At 61.9% G+C, this 15,951-nt stretch carries 16 protein-coding genes; 9 read left to right on the forward strand and 7 right to left on the reverse strand.

Features of this window, described 5'->3' with window-relative positions; genetic code table 11:
* The first annotated feature begins 47 nt into the window (after positions 1-47).
* From VUN82_01875 to VUN82_01890, 4 genes are all read left to right on the forward strand, one after another.
* Entirely contained in the window at positions 48-422 is a 375-nt protein-coding gene (locus VUN82_01875) for a M15 family metallopeptidase (GenBank protein ID XAS72635.1), read from the forward strand.
* Between the two features lie 61 nt (positions 423-483).
* Entirely contained in the window at positions 484-1,596 is a 1,113-nt protein-coding gene (alr, locus tag VUN82_01880) for an alanine racemase (protein XAS72636.1), read from the forward strand.
* Positions 1,593-2,609: an ATP-grasp domain-containing protein gene (locus tag VUN82_01885; GenBank protein ID XAS72637.1), complete on the forward strand. Its 1,017-nt coding sequence runs from the start codon at positions 1,593-1,595 to the stop codon at positions 2,607-2,609. The genes alr and VUN82_01885 overlap by 4 nt, the downstream gene beginning before the upstream one ends.
* Entirely contained in the window at positions 2,606-3,058 is a 453-nt protein-coding gene (locus VUN82_01890) for a hypothetical protein (protein ID XAS72638.1), read from the forward strand. The genes VUN82_01885 and VUN82_01890 overlap by 4 nt, the downstream gene beginning before the upstream one ends.
* Before the next feature lie 22 nt (positions 3,059-3,080).
* On the opposite strand, the gene VUN82_01895 is transcribed toward VUN82_01890, so the two are convergent.
* Positions 3,081-3,263 carry a hypothetical protein gene (locus VUN82_01895; protein ID XAS72639.1) on the reverse strand — a complete coding sequence of 61 codons (183 nt, stop codon included), beginning with the start codon at positions 3,261-3,263 and terminating at the stop codon, positions 3,081-3,083.
* Positions 3,264-3,457: 194 nt separating this feature from the next.
* Here VUN82_01895 and VUN82_01900 point away from each other — a divergent pair, with 194 nt between their 5' ends.
* Positions 3,458-4,306 (forward strand): fused MFS/spermidine synthase, encoded by an 849-nt coding sequence (locus VUN82_01900; GenBank protein XAS74579.1) that lies wholly within the window; start codon positions 3,458-3,460, stop codon positions 4,304-4,306.
* 13 nt (positions 4,307-4,319) lie between these two features.
* Here the strand turns inward: VUN82_01900 and VUN82_01905 are convergent, their stop codons facing one another.
* Together VUN82_01905 and VUN82_01910 are read right to left on the reverse strand one after the other, a co-directional pair.
* Complete coding sequence (locus VUN82_01905; GenBank protein ID XAS72640.1) at positions 4,320-5,186, reverse strand: Ltp family lipoprotein; 867 nt, start codon at positions 5,184-5,186, stop codon at positions 4,320-4,322.
* A gap of 347 nt (positions 5,187-5,533) precedes the next feature.
* Entirely contained in the window at positions 5,534-6,430 is an 897-nt protein-coding gene (locus tag VUN82_01910; GenBank protein ID XAS72641.1) for a LysR family transcriptional regulator, read from the reverse strand.
* A 136-nt stretch (positions 6,431-6,566) separates the two neighbouring features.
* On the opposite strand from VUN82_01910, the gene VUN82_01915 reads away from it, so the two are divergent.
* The gene (locus VUN82_01915; protein ID XAS72642.1) at positions 6,567-7,955 is read left to right on the forward strand and encodes an MFS transporter; all 1,389 of its coding nucleotides are present in this window, start codon (positions 6,567-6,569) and stop codon (positions 7,953-7,955) included.
* A gap of 4 nt (positions 7,956-7,959) precedes the next feature.
* Positions 7,960-8,709, forward strand: a complete 750-nt coding sequence (locus VUN82_01920) for a 3-hydroxybutyrate dehydrogenase (GenBank protein ID XAS72643.1) — start codon at positions 7,960-7,962, stop codon at positions 8,707-8,709.
* A 79-nt stretch (positions 8,710-8,788) separates the two neighbouring features.
* On the opposite strand, the gene VUN82_01925 is transcribed toward VUN82_01920, so the two are convergent.
* Positions 8,789-9,154 (reverse strand): helix-turn-helix domain-containing protein, encoded by a 366-nt coding sequence (locus VUN82_01925; GenBank protein ID XAS72644.1) that lies wholly within the window; start codon positions 9,152-9,154, stop codon positions 8,789-8,791.
* A gap of 106 nt (positions 9,155-9,260) precedes the next feature.
* Here VUN82_01925 and VUN82_01930 point away from each other — a divergent pair, with 106 nt between their 5' ends.
* Entirely contained in the window at positions 9,261-10,124 is an 864-nt protein-coding gene (locus tag VUN82_01930) for an SDR family oxidoreductase (GenBank protein XAS72645.1), read from the forward strand.
* A gap of 81 nt (positions 10,125-10,205) precedes the next feature.
* Here VUN82_01930 and VUN82_01935 read toward each other — a convergent pair whose 3' ends face one another.
* Complete coding sequence (locus VUN82_01935; GenBank protein ID XAS72646.1) at positions 10,206-11,642, reverse strand: amino acid permease; 1,437 nt, start codon at positions 11,640-11,642, stop codon at positions 10,206-10,208.
* A gap of 240 nt (positions 11,643-11,882) precedes the next feature.
* Between VUN82_01935 and VUN82_01940 the strand changes: the two genes are divergently transcribed.
* Positions 11,883-13,946, forward strand: coding sequence for an ALF repeat-containing protein (locus VUN82_01940; protein XAS72647.1), 2,064 nt, complete (start codon positions 11,883-11,885; stop codon positions 13,944-13,946).
* 18 nt (positions 13,947-13,964) lie between these two features.
* Here the strand turns inward: VUN82_01940 and VUN82_01945 are convergent, their stop codons facing one another.
* Together VUN82_01945 and VUN82_01950 are read right to left on the reverse strand one after the other, a co-directional pair.
* Positions 13,965-15,074 (reverse strand): ATP-binding protein, encoded by a 1,110-nt coding sequence (locus tag VUN82_01945; GenBank protein ID XAS72648.1) that lies wholly within the window; start codon positions 15,072-15,074, stop codon positions 13,965-13,967.
* Between the two features lie 115 nt (positions 15,075-15,189).
* Complete coding sequence (locus VUN82_01950) at positions 15,190-15,858, reverse strand: alpha/beta hydrolase (GenBank protein XAS72649.1); 669 nt, start codon at positions 15,856-15,858, stop codon at positions 15,190-15,192.
* Between the last annotated feature and the right edge of the window lie 93 nt (positions 15,859-15,951).

Here is a 15,951-nt window from a genome sequence, read left to right on the forward strand (position 1 = left end):
GTCTACGCGATGATCACATCGACGCGTTGGACAACAACCATCCAGCGGTGAGGAATCTGAAGCCTCAGCTGAGGACAGCGGTTCAACGGGCCGCAGAAGCAGCCAAAAGTTCAGGCCAGGAACAGTTCTGGTTAACCTCTGGATGGCGTTCGGTCAGCTATCAACAGGAATTGTTGGACGCCGCTGTCAGCACGCACGGATCGCGCGAAGAAGCAGCCAAGTGGGTGAGCGCTCCGGAGAAGTCCAAGCACGTAACCGGAGAAGCCATCGATATCGGTCCCACCAACGCAGCAGATTGGGTGAACCGCCACAGCGATGCGTTGGGCCTGTGCCAGACCTACGCAAACGAAATGTGGCACTTCGAATTCAGGCCGGAAGGTACCAGCCATTGCCCGGCACCTCTTGAAAACGCTGCCGGATAGCCGGGTGGACGCCTCGAGCGGGACCACCGCACCCCCTTTCGACCTTGACCGAGGACTTACGATGACTGACCTATTTACCCCACCAACACTCTCTACCGTCGCTGTTGGTGTTCAGGCGAACGTCGCCGCTGTCCGGAGCCGATGCCGGTCAGAGCTGATGGCAGTGGTGAAGGCCGACGGGTACGGGCTGGGCGCCGAAGATGTTGCCCGGGCGGCGTTGGGCGCCGGATGCACTTGGTTGGGAACCACTGGCGTTTCAGAAGCTGCCCAATTGAGGCGGGCTGGATTCGATACCGGGATCCTTGCTTGGCTGCATCCAGCGGGAATGGACGTTGAATCGGCGGAGGCCCACAACGTGGATATCGCCATTGGCTCGCTTGAACAACTCATGCATGCCTTTCGCTGTGCCCGCGGAAACCTGAGAATCCACTTGCATGTGGACACCGGCATGACACGGGGTGGACTGCCCGCCTATGACTGGCCTGATGCCATGCACTTGGCTGCGGCCGGCCAAGCCGACAAGCTCTTCCGTGTGGTGGGCCTCATGGGGCATCTGCCCAACGCGGACTCCGCGAAGCCTGCGGCCAACGACGCCGGGCTGCGTTCCTTTGAGTCTGCTCACAGGATGGCACGGAGGGCTGGGCTCGCCGTCGACGTCCGCCATGTGGCCACCACATCGGCAACGCTCACCGATCCGAGGACGCATTATGACCTGGTTCGTATCGGTGCCGGGTTGGTAGGCATCGATCCGTCCGGTTCCACCACGTTGAGTCCCACAGTCAGCTTGACCTGCCCGGTAGTGCATACCAGGGCGGTGAAGGCGGGAACGTCTGTTGGGTACGGCGGCATCGGCCTGGCCGGGGAGTCGGGGTTCGTGAGCGTCCTGGGGATCGGTTACGCGGACGGGCTTCCCCAACACCTCGACGCCGGCGCACACGTCATGATCCACGGCCGCCGCTGCCCCATCGTGGGGCCGGTGAACATGGACCAGATCGTCGTGGAAACCGGCAACTGGCCGGCCTCCCCTGGAACCGAAGCAACCATCATTGGCGTCAACCCTGGAGAGCCCACAGTGCAGCTGTGGGCCCAATGGGGAAACACCTCACCGCACAACGTCATCACCGGATTCGGACAGCGACTCCAACGCAGCCTACTGATAAAGGAAATTGTATGAGCACCGTTCTTGTCATTGGCGGCGGAACAAGCCCCGAACATGCCGTGTCCTTGGCTTCAGCCGCTACCATCAGCGCTACATTGGCCGAAGCCGGGCACGAGGTCCGCCCGTGGACAATACTGCCCGACGGTTCATGGATCAACGCCTCACCCGCCAAATCCCATCCGTCATCCCCTTTCCAGGTACTCGGCGCAGCCGAAGGGGCGGAGGCCTTCCTCGCTGATGCAGCCTCCGGATCGGTCCCTGCCGTGGTTTATCCCACCTTGCATGGGGCCCCGGGAGAGGACGGTGCGGTGGCGGGTCTCTGCGCGCTCGCAGGGCTTCGACTGGCTGCATCGCCTCTTGCTGCCTCTGCAGCGGCGATGGACAAATGGGTCACCAAGCAGGTTGCTGCGAGCGCCGACGTCGCGACAGTACCCTTCGCGCTCTTGGGACCCGGCGCTGCAGCTTCTCCTGTAGCGCATCCTGTGGTGGTGAAACCCGCGACTGCCGGTTCGTCCCATGGAGTTGCCCTGGTTCGGGATGACCAGGAAATGAGCCGCGCTCTGGCGGAGGCCAGGGCGCATTCCGCCCGGGTCCTAGTGGAGCCACTGGTCCGGTCGCGGGAAGTTGACATCGCTCTTTTTGACGACGGGACCGGCCACCTTGTTGTCCTGCCTCCCCTGGAGATCCACACGGCGGGGCTGTTCGACACCTCCACGAAATACGACGGAACCGCCCAGTTCACCGTTCCCGCCAAGCTGTCGCCACACATCACCGAAGAACTCTGCCGTGGGGCGGAGCGGATGTATCGGGCACTGGGGTGTTGGGGCATTGCCAGGATGGACTTCTTTGTCACGGACAATGAGGTCGTTCTAAACGAAGTGAACACGGCCCCGGGAATGTCGGACCAGTCGCAAGTGCCGCAAATGGCCGCGGCCCATGGGTGGAAAATGACTCAACTACTTGACAACCTCGTAGCCGCAGCCCGCGTACCTGTCTGGCAGTCTCCCTTCCTGGAAGTTGGGCCATGACTTGGCCAGCCACTCGGGACCGAGTTCCAGTCCAGTGGGCCCGGAGGCAAACCGCCAACCGCGCGTGGCTTCTGGCGGCGCCACTCCTGGGCGCACTTATTGGCGCAGCCTTCGGAGTTTTGTGTATTTTTCTTCGGGCCGAGGGCTCTCCCACATGGGCAGCATTGGGCGATGCTGGGTGGCCGTGGGCCCTGCTTTTAGGTGCCGCAGCGCTTGCTACACGTTCGGCCTGGGCCAATGTGCTGACCGTCCTGGCGACGGGTTTGTTGGGTTTGGCCGCCTACTACGTGCTCAAAGCGGGCCTCGCCCTGGGCTACCCCTCCGGCGCATATCGCGGCTTCGACGTCTATTTTCAGCAAGCGAACGTCCTCAGGTGGTCCGCAGCTGTGGTAGCAGCAGCAGTACCCGCAGGCCTTGCTGGAGCCTGGATCAGGCGGCTGCGCTGTTAAAGCAGAGTTGGCGGGCGGCAACTCACGCTTCCGAATCGTCCCGCTGGTCCATGGCCATCAATGGCCCGTCGAGGGGTGAGCCATCCAGGGGCTCCTCCAGGAGGCTCGGCGGTTTGGGCACCCGGGCAATCAGTAGGCAGACCACGGTCAGCCAGGCGAACGCGACCGTAAACACCTCCACCCAAACCGCTCCCAAAGCTTCCATGAACAGATCTTATGGCCCAATGCTGCCAAATGGTAAGTATCCTTAGTAAGCGCTCCTGTGGAACGCGACCATGCGCTCCTCTACTAGGCTGGAGCTATGACTCAGGCAGGACGGTTTTAGTGGCCAAGCCCGGTAAATCCAGCAAAGCAAGCAAGTCCGGCCGGGCGGGAAGGTCGACGGCGGGAGTCATCGAGGTGCCCCACGGCACCCGGCCTGACGGTCCGGTAGCAGGCGTCTATTACATCGACACCGGCGACTGCGAACTGCTTCCCGATCCTGACAACAACAATGGCTGGCTCCTGAAGATCAACGGCGTGCTGAGCTCGCACATTGACCTCGCCGATCCACTGTTCCTTGACTTCGAATACATGCGCTGGATTGCTGCGCTGGTGGAATCGAGATGGCCGCGGGAGTCCAAGCCAAAGCTCCGTGCCCTGCACCTGGGTGGGGGAGCCTGTTCCATGGCCCGATACTTCAATGCGGCGTATCCGGATGCGCGGCAAGTGGTGGTGGAGCTCGATGGGAAGCTCGCCGATTACGTCCGTGGTTGGTTCGAACTCCCCAAGGCGCCGCTGCTGCGGATCCGCGTGGGTGAAGCGCGGGCAGTGACCGAGTCCCTGACCCCTGATACGCGGGACCTCATCATCCGGGACGTCTTCGCCGGAGCCTTCACCCCCCGCGCCCTCACCACCCGCGAATTCAACGCCCACGCCGACGCCGTCCTGGCTCCCGATGGCCTGTACGTGGTCAACTCGGGTGACGCTCCGGACCTGAAGAACGCCCGCGCTGACGCCGCCACCATCGCGGACACCTTCGAGCACACGATGATCATCGCGGACCCCGCCATGCTCAAGGGCCGCCGCTACGGAAATATGATCATGGCCGGCAGCCACGTGCCATTCGGCGACGACCCAACCCTGGCCCGCAAGCTCCTGGGCGGCGCCGTCCCTGCACACATCTGGAACGACGCCCAAGTGCGGGCCTTCGCCGCCGGAACGCCCGTTCGGCACGATCCGCCGGCGGCTGCACCGCTAATGGATTGACCTTTTTGTGATGCTAGAGGCCGGTCTGGCTCACTCCGAACTCAGCCTGTTCCGGCGTGAACCCCTCAAAAAGCAATTGGTCGATGAGCCCGGAGCGGGAGAATGAAGTGAACTCCAAGTAGCTCTTGGCCTTCTTAGCCGCCTGCTCGTTCCAATCAACCTTCACTCGGTCGACTGCCCACGTGGCGTCTTCTGTTGAGTATTTCTCGAACTCCAATTGTTTGATGAGGCCGGGGTACGAGAAGGCGGTGAATTGGAGGTAACTACCAGCCTTCCGTAGAGCGTTCTGCTGACTTACCGTCCCCGCGGCTGCCTTGGCGGCGGCGTCAGCAGCCGCCTTCGCAGCAGCATCTGCATCGGCCTTCGCCTTCGCGGCGGCGTCAGCCTCTGCTTTGGCGGCAGCGTCAGCGGCAGATTTGGCGGCCGCATCGGCGTCGGCCTTTGCCTTGGCTTGAGCGTCAGCCGCAGCTTTTGCCGCCGCATCAGCATCTGATTTCGCTTTAGCGGACGCGTCCGCCTCGGCCTTTGCGGAGTTATCTGCACTGGCTGCTGGAGCAGATGCGGACGCAGAAGTCTTCGACGTGGCCACGACTGGAACTGACCTGGAACTGGAGGCCGCAAGGGCAACGTTTGCAAAAATGCCTAGAAGCACGAAGACCCCGGTGACAATCAGGGCTACTTTCTTGTGCCTGTCATAGCCCTCCAGCGGAAATCCACGCTTATCGCGCGTATGGTTCGTCAGCACCAGAATCAGGTCGATGAGAGCCCAAATGCCGAGACCACCAAAAGTGAGCAATTTGAGGATTCCGGTTCCTACCTTGCCGAGGTAGAACCGATCAATGCCCCAGACGCCGACGAGGAGGGAAAGCAACCAAGTCACGAGGAAAGATTTGGCGATTTGTTGTGGCTGTCCATAACCGGGGGATGGGGGATAAGGCGCGAGATTAGGGTTTTGACTCATGATTGTCCTTCCATAGGACACGTGACCGGCGTGCAACGCAAAGCGTGCGGAGCGGGTGGGGTGAAGGGGCGCCGGGCGAGGGAAAGGCGCCCATCCCAAAAGCGGTGAGCGTTGCACCGTCATTTACGAATGACATGATCACTTCCCCCAAAGCGTCGCGGGCATCAGTAGCCCGTACACGGATGCTACACCGTGTTGGCGATGCGGAATCCAACTATTTTTAAAATTCGCATTTCTCCTGCAGGAAATGTCTGCAAACCTCCATCTCACCCAGCGCCCAAGAGCTCCTCCCGCCGCCTCTCCGTCTCCTCGCGCAGGGCCTGCACGAGGGCGGCTACCGCTGGGCGGCGCATCGAGTCGGGACGGAGGACCATCCAGTAGGGGAGCAGCTCGGCGAAGTCGGATGGCAGGAGCCGGACCAAATCTGTGTGGCGATCGGCCATGAAACACGGCAGGAATCCCACGCCCGCGCCTGCCCTCGTCGCCTCCACATGCACGAACACGTTGGTGGAGCTCAGGCCGTCGCGCATAGTTGGGACGAGCCTCCTTGGTGCGTCCAGATCATCCACCTGGAGCATGGAATCCACGAAGTAGACCAACTGATGCTGCGTCAGTTCCTCGATGGTGCCCGGCGTGCCATTGTCTGCGAGGTAGGCGCGCGAGGCGTACATTCCCAGTCGATACTCGCCCAAGCGGATTGCCTCTGCCCGATGGACCTGTGGCGTCCCAACCACTACCTCGATGTCCAAGCCCGAGCGTTGCTGAAGCGCCCGCCGCGTCACGGTGACAATCTCTACGCTGAGCCCAGGGTGCTCGCGTCTCAGCGTCGCCACGGCAGGCGCAGCTATATAGGCGCTGAAACCATCGGTTGCGGTCATGCGTACGACGCCGGTAATGGGGTCAGGTGCGCCATCGCTGGGTCCCAGCGCGCCCACCGCAGCTTCGACACGTTCAGCGACAAGGACGGCCTCTGCCCCCAACTCCGTGACTTCCCAGCCTCCGGCGGCGCGCGCCAGGACCCGGCCACCCAGGGCCTTTTCCAGCGCCGCTATCCTGCGCGAAACGGTGGTGTGGTTCAGGCCCAAGGCTTGCGCCGCCGTCGTGAATTTTCCTGAGCGTGAGACGGCGAGGAGGATGAGGAGATCGTCCGGATTGGGATTCATATCTGCAATTCTGCACACACTTGGTGCCGGATTGGTCATTGAGGAGGGCTGAATCTGCAGTAATACTCAGTGGAGCATTTCGTGTTGTGGATCACAGCACGTCAAAAGGGTCAACGAGGACACTGAGGAGATGGATATGAGCGTAGAGCAGCGCTCCACATCAAAGGCCGGGAACCAATCCGGCAAGGGCTCCGGCCTTAAGAAGATCGTCGCTGCGTCCATGGTGGGCACAGTGGTGGAGTGGTACGAGTTCTTCCTGTACGCCACCGCAGCAACGCTGGTTTTCGGCAAATACTTCTTCCCGAGCACCGGCAACGAATTGGACGGCATCATCCAGGCCTTCCTGACCTACGCGGTTGGCTTCGTAGCCCGCCCGCTCGGCGGAATCGTCTTCGGCCAGATCGGCGACAAACTGGGCCGCAAGCCCACGCTCCAGCTGACCATTGTCATCGTGGGCGTCTCGACGTTCCTCATGGGCTGCCTCCCCGGCTTCGCCGATCTCGGTTACTGGGCGCCGGCCATGCTGGTGGCGCTTCGCTTCATCCAGGGCTTCGCGTTGGGTGGCGAGTGGGGAGGTGCCGTGCTCCTGGTCGCTGAACACAGCCCCAACAAGTCGCGCGGTTTCTGGTCATCCTGGCCGCAGGCAGCAGTGCCGGTGGGCAATCTTCTGGCCACCGCAGTTCTGTTCACCATGTCCACCACACTGAGCAGCGAGGCATTCCTGGGCTGGGGCTGGCGCGTAGCATTCTGGCTCTCCGCCGTGATCGTGTTCGTCGGCTACTACATCCGCACCCACGTCACCGAGGCGCCTATCTTCCTTGAGGCCAAGGCGCAGGTGGAGGAATCGAAGGCCATCAGCTACGGCGTTGGCGAAGTCATCCGCAAATATCCCAAGGGCATCCTGCAGGCCATGGGCCTCCGCTTCGCCGAGAACATCATGTACTACCTGGTGGTCAGCTTCGCGATCGTCTACCTCAAGAGCGTCCACAAGTACGACACGTCATCGCTGCTTCTGGCATTGCTTATTGCGCACGTGATCCACTTCCTTGTCATCCCGCAGGTTGGGCGTCTTGTTGACGCCTGGGGTCGCAAGCCCGTGTACCTCGTGGGAGCCATCACGGGCGCAACTTGGCCGTTCTTCGCGTTCCCCATGTTCGACACCAAAAACGCCGTGGTCATCGTGTTGGCCGTGACCATCGGGCTGTGCCTGCACGCGTTCATGTACGCAGGACAGCCGGCAATCATGTCCGAGCTCTTCCCCACCCGTATGCGCTACTCCGGGGTCTCGCTCGGCTCACAGGTTACGTCGATCTTCGCAGGGTCACTCGCTCCGCTGCTGGCAACACAGTGGCTCAAGGACACCGGCTCGTGGCTCCCCACCGCGATCTACCTCGTCATCGCCTGCGCGATCACCGTCGTCGCCGTTGTGTCGTTGAAGGAAACCAAGGGCATCGCGCTGCAGGACGTGGACGAAGCCGACGCCGTGCGCCATGGACTGACCCCGGCTTCTACCTCGAAAGGCTAGTTCCGTGGACAACTCCTTGAACGGACGCAAAGCCCTGGTCACCGGCGGTGCGAGCGGAATCGGGGCAGCCTGCGCCCGCGCGCTCGCCGCCCGCGGGGCGAAAGTTGTAGTGGCCGACGTCGATGCCTCCGGAGCTGCGGCCCTCGCCGACGAGCTGGGCGGCACTGCCTGGACTGTGGACCTGTTGGACGTCGACGCCCTGGCCGCCCTCAGCCTTGACTGCGACATCCTGGTCAACAACGCCGGCATCCAGAAAGTAGCGCCGATCGAGGAGTTCGAACCTGCTGAATTCAGGCGGATACTCGCCCTGATGCTGGAGGCACCGTTCCTCCTTATCCGGGCCGCGCTCCCACACATGTACGCCAATGGGTTCGGCCGGATTATCAACATCTCCTCGGTTCACGGACTCCGGGCTTCGGCCTACAAGAGTGCTTACGTCTCCGCGAAGCATGGCCTCGAAGGGCTCAGCAAAGTCACTGCCTTGGAGGGCGGCGAGCACGGAGTGACGTCCAACTGCATCAACCCCGGGTACGTCCGGACGCCGCTTGTTGAGAAGCAAATTTCTGATCAGGCGCGACTCCACGGCATCCCCGAGGCAGAGGTCCTGGCCAAGGTGATGCTGACGGAATCGGCTGTGAAGCGGCTGGTGGAGGTTGAGGAAGTCGCGTCGTTGGCAGCCTGGATGGCCTCGGACGACGCCGGTATGGTCACCGGCGCGAGCTACACGATGGACGGCGGGTGGTCGGCCCGGTAGTTCTCCGCGAGATGACAGTTAATGCCAATGTTCGACGCGAACATTGGCATTAACTGTAGTTTCGGCGCGGAGATCCGGGCTAACTCTGGCCGCCGATGATTGCCTCGGCATTATCAAAGGCCCAGGTCACCAGGGGTATAAGCAGTGCCGTGAGCTCGCGGCCGCGTTCAGTCAGGCTGTAGTCCACGCGCGGCGGGATGACGGGTTGTGCATCGCGGCGTACCAGCCCGTCCCGTTCGAGCGTTTTCAGGGTTTGGGCCAGCATTTTTTCGCTGACGCCCTCAGCACGTCTGCGCAGTTCGCTCCATCGCTGATCGCCTTCGGAAAGCGAAAGCAGGATCAGCACTCCCCATTTGCTGGTTATGTGGTCCAGTACTGTCCGGCTGGGGCAGCCGGCAGGGAAGACGCCGTCAGCGACGGCGGCCGGGAGGGTACTTACTTTCATGTCAGTACCTTACCTTAAAGTGCGTACTCTCTTTCGGGAAGTTATCTGCCGAAGCGTTGGTTGTGATCGGTGACCGTCCCATTAATTTCCTTGAAAGGAACCAGTCATGAGCATCGTCATTACCGGAGCAACAGGCCAGCTGGGCCGTCACGTCATAGAGGCCCTCCTTGAACGCAATGTATCCGCTGACAGCATTGTCGCCACCGGGCGCTCCATCGAAAAGCTGTCCAATTTCGTTGCGCGCGGCGTTCGCGCCGTTGCAATGGACTACGACGACGCTGCGTCGGTCGCCCAGGCGCTTAAGGGTGCCACCAAGGTCCTTCTCATATCGGGAAGCGCCGTCGGCCAGCGGGTAGAGCAGCACCGCACAGTTATCGAGGCGGCAAAAACCGAGGGTGTGGAGCTTCTCGCCTACACCAGCATTGCCAACGCAGACACCACCCGCATGAAGCTGGCTACAGAGCACCAGGCCACGGAATCCATCCTCAAAGAGTCCGGCGTCCCCTTCGTCCTCCTTCGCAACAGCTGGTACATCGAGAACTACACCGACCAGTTGCCGGGAACCCTTGCGCAGGGCGCGCTTGCGGGCAGTGCCGGAAACGGCAAGGTTAGCGGTGCCTCCCGCGCAGACTACGCGCAAGCTGCGGCCGCGGTTCTGGTTGCGGAGCACCAGGCCGGCAAGATCTACGAGTTGGGCGGTGACGATGCATTTACCTTGGACGAGCTGGCCGCCGAAATTAGCGCTGCATCAGGCAAGTCCATCGAATACCGAGACCTCCCGGCAGACCAATACGCCGATCTCCTGACGGGCGCAGGGGTGCCGGAAGGCTTCGCGCAGATCCTGGCCGACACCGATCTGGGCATTGGCCGCGGCGATCTTTTGGTGACCACCGGTGATCTCAGGAAACTGATCGGGCGCCCGGCAACTGCCTTGTCCGTGGCCGTCCGCTCCGCTGCTGCTGCCATCTGAGCCGAGCCCCCTCACGAGCTGACAGTTAATGCCAATGTTCCGCCCGAACATTGGCATTAACTGCAGTTTCGGCGCGGGTAATCAGGCTGTCTCGTCCACGAGCTCTGCACGACGCAGGCCACCACCGCGGACCCATAGCTTGTAAGCCACGAACAGCAGGATCAGCCATGTGCCGCCGACATAGAGTGCAACGCGGGTGTCCTCGAAGACCCCGAGGATCACGATCACCATGGCCATGAACGCCATGGTCAGAATGGATGCTGCCGGCCACAAGGGTGAACCGAATTCCGACGCCGGAAGGCCCTTGCGCTTGATCTCCCGCCTCATGGCAACGTGCGAAGCAAGGATCATCACCCACACCCATACGGTGGCAAACGTGGCGATCGATGCGATCAGTACAAATACGTCCTCAGGAATAACCGCGTTCAGCACGACGCCCACAAGCAGGATTCCTCCCATCATTACCACGGTCATCCAGGGGACGCCGTGCCTGGAGATCTTGCCGAAGCTCTTCGGAGCATGGCCCTGCTGGGCAAGTCCGAACAGGATGCGGCCAGCTCCAAAAATGTCGCTGTTGATAGCGGACAGGGCCGCGGTGATGACCACGGCATTGAGGATGTGCGGCGCAGCCGGGATGCCCAGGCCGTCGAAGATCTGCACAAACGGGCTGCCGCTGCTGCCGATTTCGTTCCACGGGAAGATGCTCATCAACACGCCCAGGGTCAGGACGTAGAACAGCAGGACACGGACCGGCACGGTGTTGACTGCCTGCGGGATGACCTTTTTGGGATCGGCGGCTTCGCCAGCGGTAATGCCGATCGTTTCGATCCCACCGAAAGCAAACATCACGACGGCGAACGCGGCCAGGAGCCCTTCGAAGCCGTTCGGGAACAAACCGCCGTGGTTAACCAGGTTCCCCAACCCCGGTGCCACCCCGCCGCCGTCGCCCGTTTGGAAGCCGAAGACGACGATTGCTGCGCCTCCGACGATCATGGCGATGATGGCCACCACCTTGATCAGCGAGAACCAGAACTCCAGTTCACCGAACACCTTCACGCTCAACAGGTTCATGGCGCCCAGGAAGAGGATGATCGCGAGGACCCAGATCCAGCGGTCAACCTGTGGGAACCAGAAGCCCATGTAGATGCTGAAGGCGGTGACGTCGGCGATGGCCACGATCGCCATCTCAAACACGTAGGTCCAGCCGGTCACGAAGCCTGCGAACGGTCCAAGGTACTTGCTCGCGTATTGGCCGAATGAGCCGGAAACAGGGTGTCGGACGGCCATTTCACCTAGTGCGCGCATGACCATGAAGACGGCTGCACCGCCGATGATGTAGGCCAAAAGTACGGCGGGGCCGGCTTTCTGTATGGCGGACGCAGAACCGTAAAACAGTCCCGTACCGATCGCGGATCCGAGTGCCATGAAGCGAATGTGACGGACGTTGAGGCCACGGCTCAGTGCCGTACCGGCAGCTTGGAGGACGGTGTCCTTCGAAGCCAGCGTGGTTTGTTGCATGGTAAAACCTTCTCGTCTTTGGGAGGGGATCGCTATCCAGCAGATCACTTTTGGCCGCCTTGTGATTGGCCTGACGGGGGTTTGGTGTCTTTGATCGCAGACAGTGCGACAAGAGTCACAGTCGAATCTCAGATACGATGTCCGCGGACAGCTAGTCACCCCGGTTAGGCACCTCGCTCATGCGTCATCGTCGCTGGATGGCTCGGACGCTGTCATCGCATCTTTCTTGGGGGACTCTTGATGTCTGCTTTCCGTGTTGCTTCCATCCGTGCTGCCCGCCGTCGTTGGGCCGCGGCCGTTGTTGCCTTGATCGCGGGGGCATCCCTGCTCTTCGCCGCCCCCGCCCGTGCATATGACATTCCTGAGTTTGAGATTCCCCTCGCCTCGCAGGCTCCCGTTCCTTTTGTGAAGCGCGCTGTTGATGCGGCCGGCGTCCTTGATCTGTGGAGGACAGGTGGCCCGGCGACGCGCGCGGCAGCCCAGCTTGCCTTGGTGGGCGGTCCGGAGGCCGTCCAGGCATTCCTCGACGGCGGACAGGATGTTGCGCTGGCAGCGGACCGCAAGGAGCTGGTCACCGAGTTGACGAAGCGGGGGAGTCTGCATGTACGGTCCTCCGCGAAAGCAGCCCTCATTTCCGACGCCGCAACAGTTGCCTTCTTGTCCGAGGGCTGGGCGAGCACCTGGAAGGGCGATCTTCGGACGACGGCCACATATTTCACCAGCACTAAGAACACTCAAATCAGTGCTGCCGCTTCCAAGAGCCTGGACTCCGGCGAGGAAGCCATTGAGCAGTTCGTGCTTGAGGGGTGGCTGAAGATCGCGCAAGGCCAGGATCGGGAAGCGGTTTACTACCTGACGAATTCCGCCGTGCCTGAGGTAACTCTCGGAGCTCAAGCTGCCCTCGACACCTCCAGCCCGGATTCCGTTGCTGATTTTCTTCGCTACGGGCAGCTCGTCGCCTCAGACCATCACGCTGAAACCGGGGCAGTGGCTGCGCTGCTGCAGCAGGTCAAGGCAGACGTCGCAGCCAACCCCAACGCGGCCGCCGCCGTGGCGGAGAGGGCGAGGACCGCCGTCGAGCAGGCCCGAAGAAGGGCCACTGCTGCCAGGTCAGCGGACTCATCGCGTCTCGTCGCGGACAGGGACTTCCTTTCATCGTTGGCTTCGCCTCGTCAGGCCACGGATACTGCGCTGCTGACATCCGAGGAGCCAGCCAAGGCTGCCTTCGCGAAGGCGGCTCGCGAAACTCCGGAGCTACTGGCAGCCATTACCGCACCGGGAACCGATCTCGATGCCCGCATCAAGGAAGCCCGGCAGGCCACACTGGATCTGGCGCTTACCGGCACGCCGGAGGTGAAGAAGGCCGCTGAAGCTGCCCTCCTGGCAGGAGACTCCGGGATCAAGGCCTTCATCACCAATGGCTACGCGGCTTCGATCAAATTGGATGGCTCCGCTTTGAGCGCGGACCGGCAGCGCGTTTACCAGCTACTCCACCTTGGTGGCGGGCACGTTAACGCAGCCGCCGACGCCGCTCTAAGTTCCGCCAATCATGCAGATGTCCGGTACTTCCTGGAATACGGATTTGATCAAGCGTTGGCCTTGGATAACCGCGTCCAGACGACCTTCGCCTTGGATTCAACACCCGAGGTGCGGGCAGCTGCCAGTGTCGCCCTCGATGGCAGTCGGGCCGACCTTCAAGCGTTCATGACCAGCGGAAAAACCGCCGCTGCCGAGCGTGATAAGGCCACCGCAGGCCACGTGGCCTCGATCGACGCGATGATCGCCGAACTCGCCGGACTGGCAGACAAGGCAACGCTCGACGCCGGGACGGCGGCCGACGCTGCCAAGTCGGCTGAGGCGGCACGCCAGGCTGAAGCGGCGCGGCAGGCAGAATCGGCGCGGCAGGCCGGAGCAGTCAAGACCGCTGAGGCTGCTATCCAGCTTGGTGGGTTGCCGCTGGTTGACGGCCACCAGTTCATCGGAGCAGCCCCTGCGGTGGTCCCGTGGCAATCGGCACCCGCCGTCGTGATCCCCGCAACGGGCGAGACGGGTGCGTCAGCCGCTGGCCTACCCGCGCTTCCGCCTCCTCCGGCTGGCACTGCAAATCCGGGTGACATCGTGTCTGTGGAGCCGGAAACCCAGGAAGCCGCCACGGCTGCCAGCACGTCACAGGGGTTGAACGCTTGGACCATCGGGCTGATTGCGTTGCTGGTCGCCGCGGCGGCCGGTGGAATAACGCTGCTGCTACGCCGGAAAACGCCGGCGAAGGCAGCGGCGGAGACGGCGATCAAGGCACAGCCTTAGCCGGCGCCCTGGGCATACCTAGGAGCGGGGATTCTTTCGCAGGTATTCCCGAAGCCCAGGGATAGCAAAGACAACCTTGCCGTGACCGGCTGTTTCTATGAGGCCGGCCGCCAGAAGTCGAATGCGATACTTGCCTGCCAGTGCGGACCCCGCTCCGATCCTGGAGGCGATGTCAGCCATCGTTGAAGTTTCATCGTCCATCGACATGGCGTGAAGGAACTCCCTGTCCTTTGCAGATGCCGTAGCGAGTGCAGCTTCGATGACCACGCGTTCGTTGCGACGAGTCGCTGCGGATATAGCTCTGTCAACGCCATCGGAGGAAAGAGATCCATCATGATTTTCGGCTTCCCTCCATAGGAAGTAACCCACGAGTTGAATTAGGAAAGGATAGCCCCCAGTGGCAACGGCCGCCCGATGGATGTTCTCTGGGATGACGCTGATTCCGGCGGCAGTGAACGTATCGGCAAATGATGACTCCACGTCCCGTATCGCGGCGGCATGAAGGTCGATTTTGTCGGCTCGCCGAAGAAACGTTGCCACACCCTCGTTCAGGAGATCGGAGACGGCGGATGGCAAACCAGCAAATATCAGTCCTATGGGCAGGCCGTCTTGGATAAAGTGTTGGACGTTGGCCGCTAGTTGGGACAGTTCTGTCCGATCGGCAGCGTGGATCTCATCCACTGTAATGAGGAGCCCGGTTGCCCGCTGGTCGAGGAGACGGAGGAGAGTCTCACCGAGTTCGCGCCAATCCACCTGCCGCTCCGGGGACAACTGCGTGGTGACGCCAAATCCAGCAACTGTGACTGCCGTGACGCGTCGTCGCGGGTCGGGCCCATCCCCCAATTCGTGGGTAAGTCGACGCATCTTTTCACCTATGCGCCCCATGAATGTTCCGGTAGCCGTCTCCGCAATCACAGCCCAACCATGTTCCTTGGCTAGGTCGTGGGCCGCGCCGAGCATAACGGTCTTGCCGATGCCGCGGGCGCCGGTAAAGATGGACAGCAAGCCAGGTGCCCCGGAACCTAGTCTGAGGCCATATTCAAACTCGTCCAGAAGCCCCGATCTGCCGATAATCTCCGGGGGCGTAGCCCCTGCCGTAGGGCGAAAGGGATTCTCTGTCGTGAGCATAGAGCGATTCTATGGGTTAAGTCTGGTTAATTTGGTTAATTTGGATAATCGGGTGAATTTGGTGAACATCCCACTGGGCCCAACGCCAGTTCTGAGGCATCTTTGCCAAGGCGGCTCAGCCCCGCACCAGGTACTTCGCTACGCCCTCCGGGTTTGCCAAGGCCAGCAGGTGGCCGCCTGCGATGACGTCGGGCGTGAGTCCTAACCGTTCCCTGGCCACTCTGCGCTGGAATTCCACGGGAAAGAACCGGTCTTCCCTTCCGGTGAGTACCCGGGTTGGGATGCTGGGCCACTCCGTGAAGTCGCAGGCTGATTCGAAGACCGCGTTGGCTTCCGCCCGCTGATACGGTTCGCCCGTGGCAGCGACGTCCGCTGGAACGTCGTGCAGGAAATATGTGGCGACGTCGAACTCGGGACTATACCCGTGGGCCGCAGCAGCGCTCTCCCTTGCGGCGTCCCAACCTGTGTTTGCCCACCAGTCGCCGGGGGTTTCGCCCGGCACCGGGATCATTGCGTTGACGAGGACGAGCTCGCGGACCGACGCACGGTCGCAGACCAAGGGGGCGGTAAAACCGCCCAGTGATTGGGCCACGAGCACGACGTCGGTACTGGCGCCGATGGCTTCCAAGACCAGTCGCGTGTACTCGGGCAGGCCAGCATTTTCGTCGTCCCCTGGGAGGTCGACGGCAACGGCCTCGTGTCCGGCACGCTCCAGCAGCGGAACCACCCGGCTCCAATACCAGGCCGTGCCGCCCGCTCCTGGGATCAGGACGAACGTACTCATTGCAGTTCTGGCCGTACGCAGCGGCGTGGATGCAAGTCGATGGATTTCATCTCCCTATTGTCTTCCTTCACAGGGGCGCCGATCCTGCGTAAC

Source organism: Micrococcaceae bacterium Sec5.1, from assembly GCA_039636795.1.
In the GTDB taxonomy this organism is placed as follows: Bacteria; Actinomycetota; Actinomycetes; order Actinomycetales; family Micrococcaceae; genus Arthrobacter.